The organism is Lyngbya sp. CCY1209, assembly GCF_055795065.1.
The window spans coordinates 17828-39460 of record NZ_JAYFER010000497.1 but is presented as its reverse complement, the minus strand read 5'-3'; the positions used below and the strand labels follow the sequence as shown (position 1 = coordinate 39460).

Sequence of the window (21633 nt, the reverse complement as noted above, 5' to 3'; positions counted from 1 at the left end):
AAACCATCCTTTTTAATTATACCATAAAACACGAAATCATGAGTTTGACACCCTCCCAAGCCGCCGCCGCCAACGCCCCGAAAAGTGTCGTCGTAACGGCGGGGGCGGGAACCGGAAAAACCCATATGTTGGCGGAACGATACTTGTATTATTTGCGGGAACGGAAACTGTCGCCGCTGGAAATTGTCGCCGTCACCTTTACCGAAAAAGCCGCCACCGAACTGCGATCGCGGATTCGTTCTCGCGTCACTTCGGAACCCTCCTTGCACCGCGATATTCTCGCCGAATTGGAAGCCGCCCCCATCAGCACCATTCACGCTTTGGCGAGTCGAATTTGTCGCGAACATCCCCAAGCTGCCGGGGTGACGGCGGACTTCCGGGTTTTGGAAGATCTGGAAGGAAAACTTTGGCTGTCCGAGGGGTTGGAAGCGGCTTTGTCAAGGTTGCCGATCCAAGTTTTTGAGACAATTCCCTATTCTTTATTGTCCAAAATATTGGAAGCATTTTCGGACGATCCGTTGATGGCGGAACGGGCGTTAAATCGAGACTTGAACTGGTCGGAGTTTGCCGCAGAAGTGCGCGATCGCGAATTGGAAAAACTCACCCAAAATCCCATATGGGAAGAAGCGAAGGAAATCCTGACCGAAAATATTGGCAAATCCGGCGACAAATTGGAGGCGATCCGACAGGCGACGATCGCCGCCATGTTTGAACTCGAACGGGGCGAAAATATTCGAGAAAATCTCGAAGAACTGAAGAAAATTAATCTGAGAGTCGGCAGTAAAAAAAATTGGGGCGAAGAGGTTCTAGGTCAGGTCAAGGATGCTTTGAGAACCTTGCGAGAGGATTTGATAAAATCCGCCCTAAAACAGAATCTAATTACATTAGAAGTCGGAGAAGCCGATCGCCAATTGACGGAAATGCTGGCGGCGTTGAAAGAAAGCTATCGGGAGGTTAAGGATCACCTGCAACAGTTGAAATGGCAAAGCCGGGTTTTGACCTTTCCAGACCTCGAAATTGGGGCGTTAAATGCCTTGCAAGATCCGGAAGTCCAAACGTATTATCGAAAACGTTGGCAGGCGTTTCTCGTCGATGAATTTCAGGACACAAACCCCGTCCAGGGCGAACTGTTGGAAATCTTGACCGAAACGGCAGATTTGACAGTCGTTGGCGATCGCAAACAGTCAATTTACGGGTTTCGGCGGGCGGATATTCGCGTCTTTCAAACATTCCGCGATCGCATCCTCAAAAAACAAGGAACCGAAATCATTCTCGGCGAAAGTTTTCGCAGCCATCAAAGATTAATGCATCAAATTAATCGCGTCTTTTCTCCCCTGTTGGGAGACGGGCGACAGGACTTGAACGCCGCCCGAACCGAGACCCCATCGGAGAGGGAACCCTTGCAAGTTTTTGTCGTTCCAAAAATCCAAGAAACGAATAAAAATGATAGGCGAATGGTCGAAGGAAATTTTATCGCCACAACCTTAAAATCAATGCTGGAGAGTCAAACCCCAGTTTTTGACAAAGAGACGCGAAAACTGCGGCCGATTGAAGCCGGCGATATCGCCATTTTAACCCGAACCTGGGAACCCCTGGAAGTGTACGGAGAGGCTTTAGCCGCCGCCGGAATTCCCGTCGCCCCCGCCGGGGGTGGGAACCTGTTGGAAACCCGAGAAGCCAAGGATGCTTGGTCCCTGCTGCGGTTTTTGGCGGATACGGGGGATGACATCGCGTTGGTGGCGGTTTTGCGGAGTCCGTTTTTTGCCATCAGCGATCGCATCCTCCTCCAATTCAGCCTCGACAAATTGCAGAATAATTCCACACAAAATTCCGCAGAAAAGCTCAGTTGGTGGCAACATTTGACCGACGCTTCGCCGGGGCAATTTATACATTCAATCAACACTTTAAAAGAACTGCTAAAATATCGAGATATCGAGACACCCTCTCGCTTATTGCAAAGGGCCGATCGCCTCACCGGATACACCGCCGCGATCGCCAATTTACCGGGGTCGAACCGCCGCGAAGCGGACTGGAACGGCTTCCGAGAATTGGTCAGAACCTTGGAACGGGGAACCGACGATTTATTCGGCGTCGTCCGCCGTCTCAAACGCTTGGGAGACAAAAAGGTAAAAGTCGATCGCCCCCCCATCAGTAGCGAAAATGCCGTCGCATTGATGACCATTTTTGCCGCCAAAGGATTAGAATGGCCGGTCGTCGTCGTCTCGGACTTGACGCGGCAACCTCCAAACCGTTCGGCATCCGTTTATTTCGACCCGGAATATGGGGTCGCTATCAACTGTAAGGAAAATGAAGAAAACAACAAAAAACCGATTCTTTATCACTATTTACAGCATCTCGAAAAACGGCGGGAAGAAGACGAAGAATTGCGGATTCTCTACGTCGCATTGACCCGCAGTCGAGATTATTTATTGCTCACCGCTGCCGACGATAAAGGGGAAAGTTTAGAGCGGTTGCGGCGGGGTTTAGAAGTGGCAAATATCCCCATTCAAACCCTTGAAATTAACCCGAAAAATCTCATCCCGCCCGTCCCACCGAGTCCCCCGAATCCGTCGGAGAATCGACCCCTTTTAATTGGGGATATGGGTTCCGGTTTGTTTGAACTGCCCGTCACGGCTTTGGGAGAATACGATCGCTGTCCGAAGCAGTTTGAATTTAACTACGTTCTCGGGCATCCCGGCTTGTCGGAAGAGGCCAACCGGGGAATGGAAGTTGGCAAACTTGTCCATATCGCTTTAGACTGGGATATCCGAGATGTGGTAAAATTGCGTCATGTCGCCGGATCTTGGATCGATGACGAATTAATTTTTGAGGCAATTAACCTCGCCAAAGATTTCGATAATACGGAGGTCTTTCGGCAGTTTTGGGAAACGGAAAATCGTCGAGAAGTTGAGCTCAATTTGACCTGGGCTGGCATCAGATTTAACGGCAGAGCCGATCGCGTCGGGGACAATTGGGTGTTGGATTATAAAAGCGATCGCGACCTGAAACCCGAGCACCACCACCTGCAACTTTGGGCTTATTCGGAAGCTTTAAATGTACCCGAAGCCCACATCGCCTACTTGCGACACGGACAACTTTACAGTCTGTCTCCGGAAGTCTTAAAAACGACCGCCCAAAAAGCGGAAAGCATCGTCCGCCACATGGAGAAAGGAGACTATCCCGCCCAACCGTCTCCCCCCAAATGTCGGACTTGTCGCTATTCTGAAATCTGTGCAGATCGCTGGGATGAACAGAGCGAAGCAATGTAAAAAATTAACCTTTCAAATCTTTATAAATTGCCTTAAATTGTTTTTGCTGCTGCTTGTGATCGACGATCGCCTCCGGATAATCGCAGGATTCGCGATCGCGAGAGGAAATTTTCCCCGTCACCAGATCCGCCGTCTCCAAATTCCGCAACTCCGGCAGCCATTGGCGAATGTATTCCCCCTCCGGATCGTACTTTTGTGCCTGGGATGCCGGATTAAAAATTCGCAACGGTTTCGGGTCCATGCCGCTGGAGGCACTCCACTGCCACCCGCCGTTATTAGACGCCAAATCTCCGTCAATCAACTTTTGCATGAAATACTTTTCGCCCCACTGCCAATTGATCATCAAATCCTTAGTCAAAAAACTGGCGACAATCATCCGGCAGCGGTTGTGCATCCACGCCGTTTCATTCAACTGTCGCATCGCCGCATCCACGATCGGATAGCCGGTTTGACCCTCGCACCAGGCTTGAAAATGCTCTTGATTGTCACTCCAAGGAAAGCGATCGAAGGGTTCCCGATAGGGCCCGTTCGCCAGTTCCGGAAAGTGATATAATGCCTGCTGGTAAAACTCCCGCCAAGCGATTTCCTGCTGCCACGCCCGGATTTGACTTCGGGCTTCGTCGCTGCGGGTATTTTCCATTATTTCCACCGTTTTCGCCCACAGTGTGCGGATGCCGATCGCCCCGAATTTAATCGCCGCACTCAACTGAGATGTACCGTCCACGGCGGGAAAATTTCGCTGTTCGTCGTACTCGTAAATAGCGCGATCGCAAAAGTCCTCCAGGCGATCGCGGGCCGGTTCTTCCCCAGGTTCTAAAATCAACGGTTCTTCCCACACGAACCCCAAATCCTTCGCCGTCGGGAGTGCGATCGCCCCCGCTTGTTTCGCCGCCTCCTGCTGGCTGTCTGTCAGTCCCGTCACGTCCGCCAGCGTCTCGAAGGGGCGATCTTTTTTCTGCTGATTCCACTTCCGCCAATAGGGGGTGTAAACCTTGTAAGGTTCGTTAGAACTCGTGAAGATTTCTTCGGGAGAATGTAGCAGTTGATCCCAATAGGTTTCAACCTCAATTCCCGCGTCATTCAAGGCTTCGGCAACGGCGCGATCGCGGTCGATCGCGTAGGGTTCCACATCCCGACACCAATACACCGCCTTCGCCTCCAAAGCGGTTGCCAAGTTCCACCATCCCCGCACGGGTTCATCGTGCAGAATTAGCAGTTGACTCCCCGCTTCCCGATAGCGTTCTTGCAGCGATCGCAGGCAACCGATCAGGTAAGTCACCCGGGCTGGGGCGACATCATCCGCCTCCAAAATATTCGGGTCGAGGCAAAACACCCCCACGATCTGGGAACTGCGGCGGCGGGCTTCGGCCAGTCCCCGGTGGTCGGAAATTCGCAGGTCGCGACGGTGCCAAAATAGGATTAAATCGGACATTGAAATAATTGAGAATTGAGAATTGTTGATTTCAGAAACCGGGTTTCTCAAAGGATCTCGTATTCCCCCCTACTAGACCGTTTCGGCTAAAATGAGGCAAAATTCAAAACGGAGCATCGGGCATCTTGCCTGTAGATTCAGATCGGATCGCCTCATTTAAGATGAAACAGTCCACTACAATCTGAATAGAAACCCGGTTTCTTAGCTGTCTCCCGATTCCCGTCATAAAAACGGTTTTGCCAGGATAAAACTGGCGATGGATTTGGCGTCCAAAGGTTCACCGGCTTGGATCGCCATTTCCACCTCTTGGGGGGTCATCAATACCGTTTCGATATCTTCGTCGTCGTCTTGGGCCGGGGGGGTGTCGAGTTTTTCCAGATGTTCAGCCAAAAAGGCGTAGATGATTTCGTCGGAGTAGCCGGGGGCGAGGATAAATTGTCCCAACTTCCGCCACTGGCGGGCGCGGTAGCCGGTTTCTTCTTCAATTTCCCGTTTGACGGTATCGGCGGGATCTTCGCCGGCTTCCACGGTGCCCGCCGGAAATTCCAGGGTCCGCCCCTGCACCGCAAACCGATATTGTCTGACCAAAACCAATTGGCCCTCCGGGGTGACGGGGATGACCAGGGCGCCGCCGGGGTGGCGGACGCACTCCCAGTCCCCCTCGACGCCGTTGGGGAGGCGGAGGCGGTTGACGTCGAAGTTGAATTTGCGTCCCCGGTAAAAGAGACGCTGCTGGAGAATTTCGGGGGGTTCGGAACCGGGTCGCATGGAATTTTAGGGTTGAGTGTTAATTTAAGTCTCGATTTTTTGGATACCCAACGGACCGACCCAATCGGGCGCCATTTCCGCCGGGGAACCCAGACGAGAGTCCGCCCTCCCATCCGGAGGTGGGAAAGTTCGAGGCCGGGTATCTTTCCAGATTAAATCATCGCAGCACAACAAATCAAGGTCAAGGGTTCCCAGCCCCCACCCCCCCGAAAGCCGTCAAAAAAAATAAAATTAATAATTATTAATTGTTAATTGTTAATTGTTGACCGGTTCTTGGTACAGGGGAACCGTAAATGTCACCGTCGATCCGAGCCCTTCTCCCAAGCTGTAAAACTTGACGGAACCGCCCATCGCCTGCACCAGTTTTTGGGAGATGACCAGACCCAATCCGGTGCCGCCGTATTGGCGGGTGTATCCGCTGTCCACCTGGGAAAATGCCTTGAATAAGCGGTCTTGTTTTTCCAGGGGGACGCCGATGCCGGTATCGACGACGCGAAATTCGATGAATCCCGGCAGTTCTTGATTTTGAATGACCACTTTTTGTTTGACCATTCCCGTGCTGATGTTGATGCCGCCCTCGTGGGTGAATTTGATCGCATTTCCCACCAAATTTAGCATAACTTGCAACAATCTTTGATAGTTCGCATAGACGATCAATTCGTCGTTCAAAGCGGCGGGTTGGATGGTGAAATTCAGACCTTTTTGTTGGACTTGGGGGCGGGTGAACTGTTCGACTTCCCGCAGCAGTTCCCCGACTTTCACCAGGGCTAGGTCGATTTCCATTTTCCCCGCTTCGATCTTGGCGATATCGAGGACATCGTTGATCAAATTGAGGAGATGGAGGGCGGCGCGGTGGGCTTCGAGTATGAACTCCCGCTCTTCCTCCGGGTCGTCCACCATGCAGTCCAAAACGAGTTTGAGAAAGCCGATGATCCCGTTAAGGGGGGTCCGCAGTTCGTGGGAGGTGTTGGCGAGAAATTCGCTTTTGAGGCGGGAGAGGGCGACGGCTTCGGCCCGGGCCTCTTCCAATTCTTGGTAGAGGGTGGCGTGGGCGAGGGCGGTGCCGACGTGGGTGGCCAGTTCCCGGACGAAATCGATCTCGGCCGCGGTCCACTGGCGGAAGCGATCGCACTGGTGGAGGGCGATCAGGGCGTTGGGTTGGTCCTGGTAGGCGGTGGCGACGACGAGGATCGAGTGGCGGCGGTAGGGGTCGTTTTCCGGGACGCTGCGCTCGACGACCACGGGTTCGAGGGTTTTCACGGCTTGGGCCCAGCCCAATTCGCGCTCGACGGACAAGTCCAACCCCAGCATCATCCGGGTGCCCTCTTGGCGGTACTCGGCGACCACCTGGGTTTGCAAGTTATTGTACCCGTCATCCCGGCCGGGGCGGTGGGGGCAGATGATGCAGCGGCTCACCCCCAACACCTGGCCGAGGCTGTCAACGGTCTGCTGCCAAATTTGCTTCAAATCGAGGGTGCGGCGAATTTTTTGGGCGATTTGGCCGAGGATGGTCTGGTAAATCTGGGAGCTGGGGGGGACGGTGCGGCAGAGGGTCCCGGCAATTTGCACCAGCATTTTTTGCTGGATGTCGAAGTTGGAGGGCAGGGAACGGTAGGCGATCACTTCGTCGGCCGCCGAATTGGGGGGCAGTTGCACGTTCTCCAGCAGCCGTCCCATTACCAAGATCTCGGTGGCGGTGCCGTCGGATTTGAGGATGGGACTGACAATCAATTCGACGGGGAAATATTGGTCTTCGTAACCGAACGGGTAGCTGAACCGTTCCGGGATCGAACTTTCCAGGACTCGGCGCACCCGTTCCAGATAGGGCTGGAGGACGACCGGTTTGAAGGAGTCTTCCATGGAAGTGCCCACGATGCGATCGGCACGAATGGGATGGCGATCGCCCCGTCGCCAGGAAAAATATAGATATTGACCCGATTGATTTTGAACAAAAACCAGGTCGGCTTCCAAACCCGAAAACAGCTCGGCAGAAGCCGAATTGGGGAGCGGGGAATCCGTGTCAGCATTCATGAGGATTCGCGACGGAGGATTGGCAAAAGCGTTTCGTTACCCGTTAAATCAGACTGACCCAAAGTTACCCAACAATAGAACTTGTTGACTTTGGCGCTTACTTCCTGCAACATTGGCGAACTCTCGGCAGCACTCTATTTCCACCTCGAATGAGAAATCGGAAATCGAATCCGATCGATTGCCGGGAATTTCCAATACCAGGAAAGCTGCGGGCGATCAGCCAGGGCAGACCCGACCGGATGGCGACCCCAATTCTTCCCCGACCGGGCGGTCCGCGACGGCAACGATCGCGTCAAGTTTTGGGGACGGGCGATCGAGTCGTCACCCGAGCCCGGAACCCGGAGGAGGGGTTCAATCATTCCACTCGCCTCGGGGCGGAACGGGGGGGTTGCGCTGCAGGTTGAGGGCCAGATCATCTTCGGGGCGCTCTCCCCGGAGCCACTGCCGCAGAGCGGTTTCGATCACTTTACTCGGGTCGTTCGTCAAGTGCTTGACTTGATCGAGCAGCTCGGAATCGATGTGGATCGACACTTCCACTTTGCTGGCGGCATTGGAGGAAGAAGAAGTATTTAAATTCATGACGACAAGATCCTAATGCATGAAAGCGAACACCGTAGGGCTGTCCCGACCGGAAATCCCGGCGAAGGCGGTGTTGTTTTCCATTGTACGATCTCTGTCCGATTCATCCTTCGCCGGGAAATGAGATCGGACCGGCTAGGGCGCTTCAAACTGGGAGGGGGAGGTGAAGCCCGTCTCGGGTTTGCCAACCAGGGCTTGGCTCATGAAGTCCCGCCAGATCGGAGCCACGACGGTTCCCCCCGTCGCACCGGCACTCAGGGGGGTGTAGTCATCGTTGCCCACCCAAACGGCGGTGGACAGGTGTGGCGTGTAGCCGGCAAACCAGACATCCCGCTCCGAGGAGGTGGTTCCCGTCTTGCCCGCCGCCGGCCGTCCCAGTCTAGCCCGGGTTCCCGTCCCGCTGGTAATCACCCCTTGCAGGACGCTATTGAGGGAAGCCACAGCCCACTGGTTCAGCACCAGGCGGGGTTTGGGCCGGTTATCGAGCAGGACGTTACCCTGGCTGTCGGTGACTTGCACGATAACGGTGGGGTCGGAATGCCAGCCGTCGTTGGCGAAGGTGGCGAAGGCCCCGGCCATTTCCATCGGGGTGACGTCCACCGATCCCAAGGGCAGGGAAATCACCGGCTCGATGGGGCTGGTGAAGCCGAGGATGCGGCAGACTTCGATCACCTGGTTGAGTCCCACGGCCTGACCGATTTTCACCGCCGGGATGTTGAGGGAGGATTGCAGGGCGGAGCGGATGGAGACGGCCCCGGAGAAGCCGCCGCCGTAGTTGCGGGGGGAGTAGTAGCCGTAGCCGTCCGGGTAGCTGACGGGGGTATCGTTGACGACGGAATCGGGTCCGTATTTGCCCGAGGCGAAGGCCGTGTAGTAGACGAAGGGCTTGAAGGAGGACCCGGGCTGGCGGCGGGCCTGGATGGCGCGGTTGTACTGGCTGGTCTTGTAGTCAGACCCCCCCACCATCGCCTTGATGAAGTGGGTGGTCGGATCGACGGCGGCCAGGGCGATCTGACCGTTGGTGCGATCGCGGTAGATGCCCCGGTAGTAGAGGCGGTCATGCCACTCGCTCACCGTCCGCTCGGCCATGCGCTGGAAGTTCAGGTCGATGCTGGTCTGCACCCGCATCCCCCCTTTCAACACCGCGTCCCGGCCGAACTGCTTCGTCAACTCCTGCACCACGGCCTCGGTGACGTAGGGCAACTGGCTGGTGCGGAAGGAGGTGATCGTGCCCACCAAAAGTGGCTGTTTCTTGGCCTCGGCCGCCTCTTGGGGGGTGATCCACTTCAGTTCGGCCATCCGGTCCAAAACGATCGCCTGCCGTCGTTTGGCGAGCTGGTAGTTCGCGAAGGGGCTGTAATCCTCGGGCGCCGGGATCAATCCCGCCATCAGCGCCGCCTCGGCCAGGTTCAGCTCCGACGCCGGCTTGTTGAAATAACTCTGGGAGGCCGTCTCCACCCCGTACAAGTTGTGGCCCCAATACACCTGGTTGAGGTAGAGCTCCAAAATCTCATCTTTTTCTAAAATCTGTTCCAGGCGAATCGCCATCACCGCCTCAGCCGCTTTCCGGCTGATCGTCCGGTTGGGGGACAGGAACAGGTTCTTGACCAACTGCATCGTCAGGGTCGAACCCCCCTCCACCGTTTCCCCGCTCTCCAGGTTGGCGACGAAGGCCCGCACGATCCCCGTGGGATAGATCCCCTTGTGGTAGTAAAAATTGCTGTCTTCAATCGCCAGCACCGCCCGCTTCAGGTCCGGGGAAATTTCGTCGAGGGAAACCACCTCCCGGTTCGCCTCGTCGTGGAGGCTGGCCAGGGGTTTGCCGTTGATGTCGTAGATGTGGGTCGTTTCGGTGGGAACGTAGTTCTGCAACACCCGCACGTCCGGAAGGTTGCGGAAACTCACGGCCAGACCAACCAAACCTCCGGCCACCACAGAACTGGCTAACATGGTCGTACCCAGCAGCGTTCCGGCCGTGACCTTGCTGACTGACTGAATGAAGTCAAATAGGCCCGACGATGATTCGAGCCGTCGTTGGCGTCGGATTGCGTTTGTTGATGACACGTTAATTTCACTCCGCTCCAGGAAAACAGGGTAACAGGGGATCTGACTTCGGGGTTCGGTCCGGGTCAGCCCTCACCCCACTGAATCCAAGGATATAGCATCTGCTTCTGTGCGATCGCATCGGCGACAATCCCCGGACTCAAATCTTTTTCTTCCGTTTGCCGATCGGGTGAGTGGGAACCTCCGCAACATCTCGGATCGATCCGGACGGGCGGGGGAACCCGACATCCCAATCCCGACAGAAAACGATCGGAAAATGATAGGATTCTGTGTGAGTTGGGTCACGATGCCCACACTCGTTGATCAGGAATCAAGATTAACGCATCTCGCCCTGCATTCGCAAAAGTTTCTATCCTGCCATGATTGTGAGTCAACCTGTCGCGGAGAGCTCGCCCGGAGCCTCTCTGCAAAATTTTCCCCGACTGCGCCGGGGCATCAACGAAGTTTTCCCGGAACTGCCGGATTCTCCCAACCCCGAGGAGAATTTGGGCCGGCGGTTGGCTCAGAGCGATCGCCCCCTGCGGATCAAGTTGGGGATCGACCCCACGGGTTCCGATATCCACCTCGGACACAGCATCATTTTTCGCAAGCTGCGGGCGTTCCAGGACGAGGGACACACGGCGGTCCTGATCATCGGCGATTTGACCGCCCGCATCGGCGACCCCACCGGCAAATCCGAGGTCCGCAAGCAACTCACCGCCGAGGACGTCGAACGCAACGCCCAAACTTACCTGGACCAACTGCGCCCGATTTTGGATTTCGACACCCCCGGACGCCTGGAAATTCGCCGCAATTCGGAATGGCTGTCCAAACTCGACCTGGCGAAAATCTTGGACCTGCTCTCCCGGATGACCGTAGGCCAGATGTTGGCGAAGGAGGGATTTTCTCTCCGGTTTGAAAAGGAAAATCCCATCTATTTGCACGAATTTCTCTACCCCCTCATGCAGGGATACGATTCGGTGGCCGTGGCAGCGGACGTGGAATTGGGAGGAACCGATCAGAAATTCAACCTCGCCGTGGGGCGGGATTTGCAGCGCTATTTCGGACAGCGCCCCCAGTTCGGTTTATTGATGCCGATTTTGATCGGGACGGACGGGGTGCAAAAAATGTCCAAGTCCCTGGGAAATTACGTCGGGCTTTCGGAAGATCCCCTGACCATGTACTCGAAATTGGAGAAAGTCCCCGACAGTTTGATCGCCGAATATTTCGAGTTGCTCACCGATCGCCCCCTGGATAAACTCCCCGAAAATCCCCGCGATCGCCAAAAATTATTAGCCCTCGATGTCGTCACCCAATACCACGGTGAAGCGGCGGCTTCGGAAGCCCAAAAGGCGGCTTTAACTTTGGTGCAGGGAGATGCGAAACGGGCCGAAGCCGTCCCGGAATTTTCCCTGGAAACCGTGGAGTTCCCCGCCAAGTTATTCTATATTTTGGGTGCCAGCGACCTGTGCAAGAGCGGCAGCGATGCGAGGCGACAAATTCAGAACGGTGCGGTGCGGATCGACGGCGATCGCGTCTCCGACCCCAACCTCACTTTCGACTCCCCCGACGAACTCAAAGGCCGGGTCCTGCAAGTTGGAAAAAAGAAATTTGTCCGGTTGGTTTAAACCCCCAATCCCCGACGTTCTCCAGAATTGGGCAACCCTATAAGGTTGCCCCCACCCAGAAGGGAAAGAGAATCGGTCATATTTCATTTTTCACTTTCCCCACACCCCACACCCCACCCCCCACACCCCAATTCGACAACCATGACGATCGATAATGTTATTGTCCCCTTAGATGTCCCCACCCAGGCGGATGCGATCGCCCTGATCGAAACCCTGCCCCAAGTTTCGTTTTGGAAGGTGGGATTGGAGCTGTTCGTCAGTTGCGGGCCGCAAATTTTAAAGCAGCTCAAACAGCGCAACAAACGCATTTTTTTGGATCTGAAAATTCACGACATTCCCAACACTGTGGCGGGGGCTTGCCGCGCCGCCGCCAGTTACGGGGTGGATTTGATTACCATTCACGCCACCGCCGGAAAAGTCGCCCTGAGAGCGGCTCAGGAAGCGTCGGAGATCGGCGCGAAAGAGGCGGGCGTACCCGCCCCCCAATTGATCGCCATCACCCTCCTGACGAGCCTCAACGCCCGGGAATTGGCTTTCGACCTCAAAATTCCCCTGGAACTGCCGGAGTACGCCTTACACATGGCATTGTTGGCGAAGGACTGCGGTTTGGCGGGGGCGGTTTGTTCTCCCCAGGAGGTGGAACAGTTGCGGCGGACCTGCGGGGATGATTTTTTGCTGGTGTGTCCCGGTGTCCGTCCGAGTTGGGCGGAAAAGGGCGATCAGCGGCGATCGCGCACCCCTTCGGAAGCGGTGAAGGCGGGGGCGAATTATTTGGTGATCGGGCGCCCCATCACCCAGGCGAATAACCCGTCGGCGGCGTTGAAGTTGATTTCGGAAGAACTCAAAATGATTTAATTAGGAGTGAGAAGAATCCGAGGATTTTGAGCTTTGGAAGTCGATCGCGGCGGGGGGTTTGTTGCCGGTGTTGCGGACGTCGATCAGCCGGTTGAGGAGGTCGAACCAAAACGATGATCCCATCGAGATCGCGATCGCGGTCAGGGTCCAACCTAAAATCGCCCGCAGCAGTTTGAAGCTGGAAAAGTCGGCCCCGAATTGATAACTTAAATTGGCGGCGTTCCAACCCACGGGGAGAGAGAAAAACTCCCGTTCCACCCCGTTTAAAAAATTCGGGCTGACGAGGCTTTGGCAATCTTTGGGTTCTAAAGATGCGCGTTCCAAACAGTCGAGATATTTCGACAGGGCATTTTCGCTCAAAACGAAGTCAACATTTTGGCTCACCTGTTCGCGGAGGACGGGTTCCAAAGACAGGCGGGTGGCGAGATTTAAAGTATCGACATTCAGCAGGACGGCGACGGCGAAACCGAGCACCAAAATCATCCCTTTTACGCGACGCTTGAAGACTCCGGAGGCGCGATCCATCGACTGTTTAAACCACCCGATCAACTCGGATTCCAAGGATTTGATAAAGGGTTTCTTGTCGCCGTCGATCTGGGCTTTGTTGGCCAGCGATCGCATCAGTTCGATCCGCTCTTTGTCGAGGAGCTTTTGGACTTCATCGGAGGCGATCGCTTCCCGGAAGTCTTCCACGGAAAGCGACACGATTCTTTCTTCGATCCCCGCCGCTTCCATCAACAGGTCGATCAGCGCCAGGGCGAAGATTTCGTCGGGGATGTAAGACGGACCCGCCGCCCCCTTGTCGCGATCCATTTTGTAATTTTTCAGCGATCGAATTAACGGATGTTCGTACAACTTCCGGGCGATTTCCGCTCCCAAAATACTCTCGATGGACGATTTCAGGTTTTTGGCCCGCCAATCAAATAAGTACGCCGAAATCAGTTCTTGCAGGTCGGAAACCAGCAGGCTCAAAATGAGGTAAACTAAAAACAAACCGATCGCGACGTTGAGCAGAGAAGGAATATTCATCTCGTCAATTGATGCCGTACAATTCTACCGAAAGATTGACACCCGGTTTCCGGGGCTCGGGGGAGCCGATCAACCGCGTCCCTCGCGCCGATCTCGCCGGACTGTGCCCCGGCGAAACTGAAAAACCGGCTCCCTGGCGAAAATCTCCCTTTTCATCCTCGCTTCCTTACCCCGATGCCGGGGGGCGATCAACAGTCGGAGAAGGGTTTCCGAAATTAATTATACGCGGGATGGGCGGCTGACTCGTTTAATATAAATAATTATTGCAAAACATTGACATGGAACTATATATCTGATATAATATTAAGAAGGCTAAATGTAAAAAAAGGGTCATTGCGCGGAGCGAACGATCTTGACAAGTTGACAGCTCGGTGTCAGGATTGGAGGGTCTATCCAGACAAAAATCAAAGAAATTATTCGGGCATCTATGCAATGGTAAAGGCGATTGTCATACCGACAATTACAGTCGCCCCCAAATAACCCCAAAAGTCACCAGAATACTGGCGATCGTCAAAGGAGAAGTTATGTCAGATATAACCAAAGAAGAAATGCGCGAAAGGCTGGCGAACATCGAGCAAATTCGCGATATAATTTTTGGTTCAAATATTCGGGAATTTAATAATCGCTTCGAGAAAATGGAGTCCGACCTGTCCCGACTCCAGCAGGAACTGTACGATTATGCCCAACAGGTGAAGAGTATTTTATCGACCGAAATCCGGGCGACCAACGAATCCTTGGAAAAAAAGATCAAGACTCTCGGCAGCGAAAGCAAAGAAGAGGCGGCGGAACTGCGACAGCAGCTCGAACGGCTCAACCGCAAGTTTTCCAACGGCATCGAAGCCCTCGACGAATCTCTCGACAGTCAGACCACCTTGCTCCGGGAAGAATTTACCGAAACCCGCGATCGCTTGCAAGAGGACTTTAGGGACTTGAAAAAACAGGTGTTCGAGCAGCTCGATCAGCGGTTGTCGATGATCAGAGATACGAAGGTTTCCAAACATGACATGGCGGAAATCCTATTTGAAATGGGGATGAAGCTGAAGGGAACCGAATTCGTGCCGCAGCTCCAAGAAGCCGCCGATACGAATATGTACACCGACATTCAACTGCTGGAAGGGACCGAGAATAAATAAACCGTTTTGACCGTGGGAAAGGGGCGGTTTGAAATGGCATCAATTGGGCGAGGTCAATTCGGGATGCTTTGGCCGCGACAATTCAATTCAAAAATTGGGGGTAGCATCCGATGGGCAGATCCAACAAAAAAACGGCCACCATGAACGGGCAGAAAGATGTCGATTTAAAATCCCACCAGCCGGAAGAACAACTGGAAGGATTGGTCAATCTGTTGGTGGATGTTTTGATCGGAAAGTCCGACGCCGATCGCATCCCCGAAAATTTGCCGCCATTCCCAGACGCAGACAATTCAAGGGTTGAGAATGAAAAGAGCGAGCCGGAAAACAGGGTAGAGGCTTTTTCCCATCAGCCCGAGGAAAATCGGGCGGTCCGACTCGAAGAGCGGTTTTCCGGCGATCGCGACCATTTGCCGAACCCACCCGTCACCTCCTCGGAATTGGTGCCCGAAGGTGAGGAATTGCGAACCGAGAGGCTGCGGTTAATTGAAATCGACCCCGACGAGTGCGGCCAGTCGGAGGAGAAATGGACGGAGGATGGAAATGGGGACTCCCATTCGGGGGGTGATGTTTCCTCCGATCGTTGGCATCAAAAACAGACCGCCTCGGAGTCTGCCGGGGGCGACGAAACCGATACAGAAATCAAACCGGCAGAAGATGTTTCCGATCCGTTCGACGCCTTGCAGGATTTACTGCTCGGTTCAAAGTTATCAGAATTTGAAGAAATCACGAAAGCTTGTCTTGAAACTGAGTTACCGAAGCTGCACGAAAAAATCGCTTCTACCGATCAGAAACTCCAAACGGTTCAGGAGAACTTTGACGATCCGGACAAAATTTTTCAGCTCTTGGTTCCGGCGATACAAGAAATTATAAGCCGCGAAATTACCGCATCTAAAGAAGATGTCATTTCTTCAATCGTGCCGATCATCGATGAAATCATTACCAGTAAAAAGCGACAAAATAAATCGGGAATGATCGATGCGATCGCCGACCTGCTACCCGGGGCGATTTCTCAGCATATTAAAAACTCTCCCGAAGAAGTGGCCCAAGCCCTGGCGCCCGAAGTCGCGATCGCGATTCGGGAGCAAAGAAAACTGGATCGGGATGCGATCGCCAACGCCTTGGCGCCGGAAATGGGGAGGGCGATCAAAGAACAAGTTCGCCTGGAACGGGATGCGATGGTGGATGCGTTGTATCCGGTGATCGGCAATACCATCAGCAAATACCTGACCGAAGCCATTCAAAATATCAACCAAAAAGTTGCCAACGCCTTGAGCGTGGAGGGAGTCACCCGAAAAGTTCGAGCCAAATTTCAAGGGGTTTCGGAAGCTGAACTGATCCTGCAGGAATCGATGCCGTTCAGCATCCAAGCTATATTTTTAATTCATAAAAGTTCGGGATTAATTATGTCCGACGTGCAAACCTCCGGCAGCCATAGCCTCGAATCGGAAATGATCGGGGGGATGTTGACGGCGATCCGGAGTTTCGTCAGCGACTGCATCGTTCAACCGGACGATTATTCGGAACTCAACGAAATTGAATATGGTGCTTCCAAAATTATTCTGGAAGTGGCGGGTTACTGCTATTTAGCCGTCGTCATCAAAGGGGAACCGACCCAAAAATTTGTTGCCAAAATGCGGAAAACGATGGGGACAATCGTTTTGGATTACGGCGACGCGATCGAAAACTTTGACGGCGATCGCGAAAGCATTCCAGCGGCCGTCAATCAACTGTTGGAGAAATTGATACAATTTCCGGTCGAAAATAAATCCAATCGGCTCCCGATCGCGCTGCTCGGTGTGGGGGTGTTTTTGGGGTTAGCCGTCCTCGTGCCTTGGGGATATTTTTCTGCTCAAAATGCCCGGGAACGGCGCATCGAAACCCAAACCGCCGAATTGTTGGACTCGACCCCCGAATTAGCGATTTATAAAATCGGCGTGGATGTGGACGGCGATCGCTTAAAATTAACCGGAAAAGTTCCCAATGAAAGACTGCGAAACTTGGCGGGAAGTCTGGCGTTATCCACCGCCCCAGAGTTGGAATTGGACAATCAAACCATCGCCGTCGATGTCCCCCCCGATCCCGTCGCCACCGCCGGGGAAGTGGAGCGATTGACCGCCCTCTTTAACGAACTTCCCGGCATTTCAATTCAAACCAATTATCGCGATCGCCAAGTCGCGATCGATGGTCAAGTCAGGCAAATGAAAGATGCCCATAAAATTTCCGAAGCCTTTGAAAAAATTCCCGGAGTCCGGTCGGTTTTCAGCACCTTAAAAGTCGATCCGGTACACATCGAAAACCGCATTTACTTCGACGGGGGGTCGGCCCAATTGAACCCCAAAGATATCGCCATCATCGCCCGCATCAAAGACGTTCTCCATCGCTATCCCCGACTCTCCCTCAAAATAATCGGCCACACCGATGTCAGGGGCAATGCCGCCAAAAACCAGCAATTGGCCCTCAAGCGAGCCGAAGCCGTGCGGGACGCTCTCACTCAACAGGGTATCGACCCGAACCGCCTGGAAGTGGTGGGGAACCCGGAGCCACCGACCGATGTCGCATCTCATCAACCTTTCCTGTTGGGCAGAACTGTGGTATTTGAAATCATAGAAAAATCGGCAGAATAACCTCAATAAAATGTCTACAATCTCCAAAAAAATGTGCATGGTCGGCGATTTCAGCGTCGGCAAAACCAGCCTGATCCGGCAATTCGTCGATCGCCAATTCAGCGACCAATATTTATCAACCGTGGGAGTCAAAATTTCCCGGAAAAATGTCGAATTGCGGGATGTAAAAGGGCAAGAAACGCTGAATTTGCAGTTGTTAATTTGGGATATCGAAGGACACACGAAATTCAAGGCGATCGCGCCCTCTTACCTGCGGGGGGCCGCCGGGGTGATGTTGGTCGCGGATCTGACCCGCCCAGAAACGATCGAGCGCCTGATCGAACATTTTAATTTGTTTTTATCCGTGAATCCCAAGGGAGAAATAATCGTCGCTTTGAACAAATCCGATTTGGTGGGCGAGTCCCAACTGCAAAAGCTGACCCGGTGCGTCCCGCCCGAAATCTGCGAAAAAGCCGTGGGAATTTATCAGACTTCAGCGAAAACGGGCGATTATGTCGATGAAATTTTTCAAAAATTGGCCGAGAAGATGGTGGAACCCGCTTGACCCGCGATCGCAATTTGAGCCGGAGAAGGACAGCTCGAACCAGTATAATTAATGAGTGTCAAGATGTGTCGAAAATCAAATCGAGGACGACATGAAACAGGTTCGGCCCAAAATTGTAGTTCCCCATCACTTAGAATATCTGATTTTGGATGGCAATTTCATCGTCCGTGAAATTTCGGCGACGGCGGGGGATTTTGCCGACCCACCCGAACAGTTAATTCCCGGCGAGGATGTCCGCAACGGGTTCCCGGAACTGTTCGGAACCGAAGAAATTTTGGCGGAAGTTTTGCGGGGAGAACTGCCCAGCTTTGAATTGAAGGGGATCGGTCGTTTCTCCGAAGCATCTCCCCCCGTTTATTTCGATTTATTTGTCAACCCCCATCGCCATCCAGAAACCCAGGAAGAGCAGCTCATTATTTTCTTGGCAAACGTGACAGAACGGATGGTTCTGGAACAAAAGTTAGTCCAAGCGACCAACGAAACCAGCCTTTTGTTAAATGCTCTGGCGGAAAGCGAAGAACGATATCGCGATCTGTTTGAAAATGCCAGCGATTTGATCCAGTCTTTCGGCCCCGACGGTCATTTCATGTACGTCAACAGAGCCTGGAAAGAAACCCTCGGATATGCGGACTCGGAAATCAAAGATCTGACGATTTTTGATATCATTCATCCCGACAGCAAATTTCAATTTTTGCAAATTTTTTCCCGTTTGATATCGGGGGAAGCGATCGATTCTTTGAGGTCAGAATTTATCACAAAAGATCGCCGGACGATCGCGGTCGAAGGCAGTATCAATTGCAAATTGAAAGATGGCAAAGCGATCGCCACCCGGGCGATTTTGAGAGACATCACCGCACGGTTGCTGTCGGAAGCAGCCTTGCAGCGGGAACGAGAACAAACGGAACGGCTGTTGCTGAACATATTGCCCAAAAAAATTGCCGACAAGCTCAAACGCCAACCCAGCATCATGGCCGAAAGTTTTTCCGAGGTGACAGTTTTGTTCGCCGATATCGTCGGTTTTACGGAGTTGGCATCCCAGCTTTCTCCGGTGGATTTGGTTAACCTCCTTAATCAAATTTTTTCCGCTTTCGACCTCCTCACCGAAGCCTACGAATTGGAGAAAATAAAAACGATCGGAGATGCTTACATGGTGGTCGGTGGCCTGCCCACCCGGCGGGACGATCACGCGATCGCCATCGCCGAAATGGCCCTGAAAATGCAAAAAGTTTTGGGCGAGTTCAATCGTACACGGGACAAAAAATTGAGCATCCGCATCGGCATTCACAGCGGACCCGTCGTGGCAGGGGTGATCGGCCTGAAAAAGTTTATCTACGATTTGTGGGGGGATACGGTCAACACCGCATCTCGGATGGAGTCTCACGGCATACCCGGAAAAATTCACGTCTCAGAGGTGACATATCAACTGTTAAAAGACCGGTATTTATTCGAGAAGCGAGAGCCGATCTACGTCAAAGGAAAAGGTCAAATGAACACCTATTTTCTCTTCGATATGGATGAAAATAACGACGACAATCAGGGCGAAAATTTTTGTCTTATACCACCCGATCGCACTCCGCCACCTTTCGCCCCCATTTCCGAAACAGAACGGCCGGGAAATTGAGGCGATCGCCCCCGAGTTGAGATACAATAGCGATCGAGAGTTTCGGAAATCCGGAATTCTAAAGGGGCGCGATCGCACGATCCCCATTCAAACCTGTAAAATATAGACGATATCGCTAAAATAAAAATCAATCGAACATCGCACGAATCCCGACCATGACAGTAACTTCCCCCGTAGACTTTCAAGACGAATTTGACATCATCGTGGTGGGTGCGGGACACTCTGGCTGTGAAGCGGCATTGGCTTCGGCGCGTTTGGGGTGTCGCACCTTGCTGCTCACCCTCAACCTGGATAAAATCGCGTGGCAACCCTGTAACCCCGCCGTCGGGGCGCCGGCTAAATCCCAACTCACCCACGAAGTCGATGCGTTGGGGGGAGAAATCGGCAAAATGGCCGATCGCACCTACCTGCAAAAGCGCCTCCTCAACAGTTCTCGCGGCCCCGCAGTCTGGGCGCTGCGGGCACAAACCGACAAGCGGGAATATGCGGCAGTGATGCGCGGCATCGTCGAAAATCAAGAAAATCTCTCCGTCCGCGAAGGGATGGTGACGGATTTAGTATTAGGAAATAACGACGAAATTATCGGCGTCGAAACCTATTTCGGCGTCGCCTTTCGCTGCCGAGCCGTCATCCTCACCACCGGCACCTTTTTGGGCGGCGTAATTTGGGTGGGAAATAAATCCATGCCAGCCGGACGAGCCGGAGAATTCGCCGCCGTGGGATTGACGGAAACCCTCAACCGTTTGGGGTTTGAAACCGGGCGCCTGAAAACCGGAACTCCGGCGCGGGTGGACAAGCGCTCCGTCGATTATACCCACTTGGAACCCCAGCCGGGAGACGATCGCGTGCGGTGGTTCAGTTTCGACCCCCAAGCGTGGGTGGAACGGGAACAAATGAACTGTTATTTGACCCGGACGACCCCAGAAACCCACCGTTTAATTCAGGAAAATTTGCATTTATCTCCCGTTTACGGCGGCTGGGTGGACGCGAAAGGACCCCGCTACTGTCCGAGTATCGAAGATAAAATTGTCCGGTTTGCGGACAAGGAAAGTCACCAGATTTTTATCGAACCGGAAGGGCGCAATATTCCCGAACTTTACATCCAGGGATTTTCCACCGGATTGCCGGAGAAATTGCAGTTGGAAATGTTGCGAACCCTCCCCGGTTTGGAAAACTGCGTGATGCTGCGTCCGGCCTACGCGGTGGAATACGACTATTTGCCCGCGACGCAATGTTATCCGACGATGATGACCAAGAAAATAGAGGGGCTATTTTGTGCGGGTCAGATCAACGGAACCACCGGCTATGAAGAGGCGGCGGCCCAAGGCATCGTCGCCGGAATTAATGCGGTTAAATTAGTGCGGGGCGAGGAGGCGATAATCTTTCCTCGGGAACAGAGTTATATCGGCACGTTGATTGACGATTTGTGTACGAAAGATCTGCGGGAACCCTACCGAATGCTGACGAGTCGTTCCGAGTATCGGCTGTTGCTGCGATCGGACAATGCCGACCGGCGGCTGACGCCGTTGGGCCGGGAAATCGGTTTGATCGACGATCGCCGCTGGGAATTGTTCCAACGCAAACAGGCGAATATTCTCGCCGAAAAAAAACGGTTGGAAACCACCCGAGTCAAGGAACGGGAGGAAGTGGGGGTGGCGATCGCATCCGATACCCAACAGCGAATTAAAGGATCGATCACCCTGGCGGAATTGTTGCGGCGTCCGGGATTCCACTATCCCCAATTGGAACAATACGGCCTCGGCCGTCCGGAGTTGGAATTAGCCGAAAAAGAAGGGGCGGAAATCGAGATCAAATATTCCGGCTACATGGAACGCCAGAAAAACCAGATCGACCAAATCAGCCGCCACGCCAACCGCAAACTTCCCGAAAATTTGGACTACATGAAAATCGAAACCCTGTCGATGGAGTCTCGGGAAAAGTTGAACCGAGTCAAGCCACTGACCATCGGTCAGGCATCCCGAATTGGCGGGGTGAATCCGGCGGACATCAACGCCTTGTTGATTTATTTGGAAGTGCGAAACCGGCAACCGGCGGCGGCGGGGAAGTAGTTTGATCC

13 protein-coding genes and 1 pseudogene are annotated in these 21633 nt (G+C 53.5%); 8 read left to right on the top strand and 6 right to left on the bottom strand.

Annotated features, from left to right (window positions below; genetic code table 11):
- Positions 1-38 precede the first annotated feature (38 nt).
- Entirely contained in the window at positions 39-3269 is a 3231-nt protein-coding gene (locus tag AC0QHF_RS15745) for a UvrD-helicase domain-containing protein (RefSeq protein WP_324705178.1), read from the top strand.
- Between the two features lie 4 nt (positions 3270-3273).
- Here AC0QHF_RS15745 and AC0QHF_RS15740 read toward each other — a convergent pair whose 3' ends face one another.
- The 5 genes from AC0QHF_RS15740 to AC0QHF_RS15720 all read right to left on the bottom strand — a co-directional run bounded on the left by AC0QHF_RS15740 (position 3274) and on the right by AC0QHF_RS15720 (position 10143).
- A complete protein-coding gene (locus tag AC0QHF_RS15740; protein ID WP_324705177.1) occupies positions 3274-4701 on the bottom strand; it encodes an FAD-binding domain-containing protein in 1428 nt (475 codons plus the stop codon).
- A 222-nt stretch (positions 4702-4923) separates the two neighbouring features.
- Positions 4924-5469, bottom strand: coding sequence for an NUDIX hydrolase (locus tag AC0QHF_RS15735; protein ID WP_324705176.1), 546 nt, complete (start codon positions 5467-5469; stop codon positions 4924-4926).
- A 255-nt stretch (positions 5470-5724) separates the two neighbouring features.
- Positions 5725-7500: a GAF domain-containing sensor histidine kinase gene (locus AC0QHF_RS15730; RefSeq protein WP_324705175.1), complete on the bottom strand. Its 1776-nt coding sequence runs from the start codon at positions 7498-7500 to the stop codon at positions 5725-5727.
- Positions 7501-7851: 351 nt separating this feature from the next.
- Positions 7852-8079, bottom strand: coding sequence for a type II toxin-antitoxin system CcdA family antitoxin (locus AC0QHF_RS15725; protein WP_324705174.1), 228 nt, complete (start codon positions 8077-8079; stop codon positions 7852-7854).
- Positions 8080-8214: 135 nt separating this feature from the next.
- Positions 8215-10143, bottom strand: coding sequence for a transglycosylase domain-containing protein (locus tag AC0QHF_RS15720; protein ID WP_473113731.1), 1929 nt, complete (start codon positions 10141-10143; stop codon positions 8215-8217).
- 359 nt (positions 10144-10502) lie between these two features.
- Here AC0QHF_RS15720 and tyrS point away from each other — a divergent pair, with 359 nt between their 5' ends.
- Together tyrS and pyrF are read left to right on the top strand one after the other, a co-directional pair.
- Positions 10503-11750: a tyrosine--tRNA ligase gene (tyrS, locus tag AC0QHF_RS15715; RefSeq protein WP_324705173.1), complete on the top strand. Its 1248-nt coding sequence runs from the start codon at positions 10503-10505 to the stop codon at positions 11748-11750.
- A gap of 141 nt (positions 11751-11891) precedes the next feature.
- Complete coding sequence (gene pyrF, locus AC0QHF_RS15710; protein WP_324705172.1) at positions 11892-12605, top strand: orotidine-5'-phosphate decarboxylase; 714 nt, start codon at positions 11892-11894, stop codon at positions 12603-12605.
- Here pyrF and AC0QHF_RS15705 read toward each other — a convergent pair whose 3' ends face one another.
- Positions 12606-13634: a hypothetical protein gene (locus tag AC0QHF_RS15705; protein ID WP_324705171.1), complete on the bottom strand. Its 1029-nt coding sequence runs from the start codon at positions 13632-13634 to the stop codon at positions 12606-12608. It lies immediately after the preceding gene.
- A gap of 524 nt (positions 13635-14158) precedes the next feature.
- On the opposite strand from AC0QHF_RS15705, the gene AC0QHF_RS15700 reads away from it, so the two are divergent.
- The 5 genes and pseudogenes from AC0QHF_RS15700 (at position 14159) to mnmG (ending at position 21625) form a co-directional block, all read left to right on the top strand.
- Positions 14159-14767, top strand: a complete 609-nt coding sequence (locus AC0QHF_RS15700) for a hypothetical protein (RefSeq protein WP_324705170.1) — start codon at positions 14159-14161, stop codon at positions 14765-14767.
- Positions 14768-14877: 110 nt separating this feature from the next.
- Positions 14878-17391, top strand: a complete 2514-nt coding sequence (locus AC0QHF_RS15695) for an OmpA family protein (protein WP_324705169.1) — start codon at positions 14878-14880, stop codon at positions 17389-17391.
- A 10-nt stretch (positions 17392-17401) separates the two neighbouring features.
- Positions 17402-17935: a Rab family GTPase gene (locus AC0QHF_RS15690; RefSeq protein WP_324705168.1), complete on the top strand. Its 534-nt coding sequence runs from the start codon at positions 17402-17404 to the stop codon at positions 17933-17935.
- A 499-nt stretch (positions 17936-18434) separates the two neighbouring features.
- Positions 18435-19556: pseudogene (locus AC0QHF_RS15685) on the top strand (adenylate/guanylate cyclase domain-containing protein); the annotation flags it as partial.
- A 155-nt stretch (positions 19557-19711) separates the two neighbouring features.
- Complete coding sequence (gene mnmG / locus AC0QHF_RS15680) at positions 19712-21625, top strand: tRNA uridine-5-carboxymethylaminomethyl(34) synthesis enzyme MnmG (RefSeq protein ID WP_324705166.1); 1914 nt, start codon at positions 19712-19714, stop codon at positions 21623-21625.
- The last annotated feature ends 8 nt before the right edge of the window (positions 21626-21633 follow it).

Coding starts and splice junctions, on each gene's coding strand:
- AC0QHF_RS15745 (WP_324705178.1), top strand. CDS start 39: ATGAGTTTGACACCCTCCCAAGCCGCCGCCGCCAACGCCCCGAAAAGT.
- AC0QHF_RS15740 (WP_324705177.1), bottom strand. CDS start 4,701: ATGTCCGATTTAATCCTATTTTGGCACCGTCGCGACCTGCGAATTTCC.
- AC0QHF_RS15735 (WP_324705176.1), bottom strand. CDS start 5,469: ATGCGACCCGGTTCCGAACCCCCCGAAATTCTCCAGCAGCGTCTCTTT.
- AC0QHF_RS15730 (WP_324705175.1), bottom strand. CDS start 7,500: ATGAATGCTGACACGGATTCCCCGCTCCCCAATTCGGCTTCTGCCGAG.
- AC0QHF_RS15725 (WP_324705174.1), bottom strand. CDS start 8,079: ATGAATTTAAATACTTCTTCTTCCTCCAATGCCGCCAGCAAAGTGGAA.
- tyrS (WP_324705173.1), top strand. CDS start 10,503: ATGATTGTGAGTCAACCTGTCGCGGAGAGCTCGCCCGGAGCCTCTCTG.
- pyrF (WP_324705172.1), top strand. CDS start 11,892: ATGACGATCGATAATGTTATTGTCCCCTTAGATGTCCCCACCCAGGCG.
- AC0QHF_RS15705 (WP_324705171.1), bottom strand. CDS start 13,634: ATGAATATTCCTTCTCTGCTCAACGTCGCGATCGGTTTGTTTTTAGTT.
- AC0QHF_RS15700 (WP_324705170.1), top strand. CDS start 14,159: ATGTCAGATATAACCAAAGAAGAAATGCGCGAAAGGCTGGCGAACATC.
- AC0QHF_RS15695 (WP_324705169.1), top strand. CDS start 14,878: ATGGGCAGATCCAACAAAAAAACGGCCACCATGAACGGGCAGAAAGAT.
- AC0QHF_RS15690 (WP_324705168.1), top strand. CDS start 17,402: ATGTCTACAATCTCCAAAAAAATGTGCATGGTCGGCGATTTCAGCGTC.
- mnmG (WP_324705166.1), top strand. CDS start 19,712: ATGACAGTAACTTCCCCCGTAGACTTTCAAGACGAATTTGACATCATC.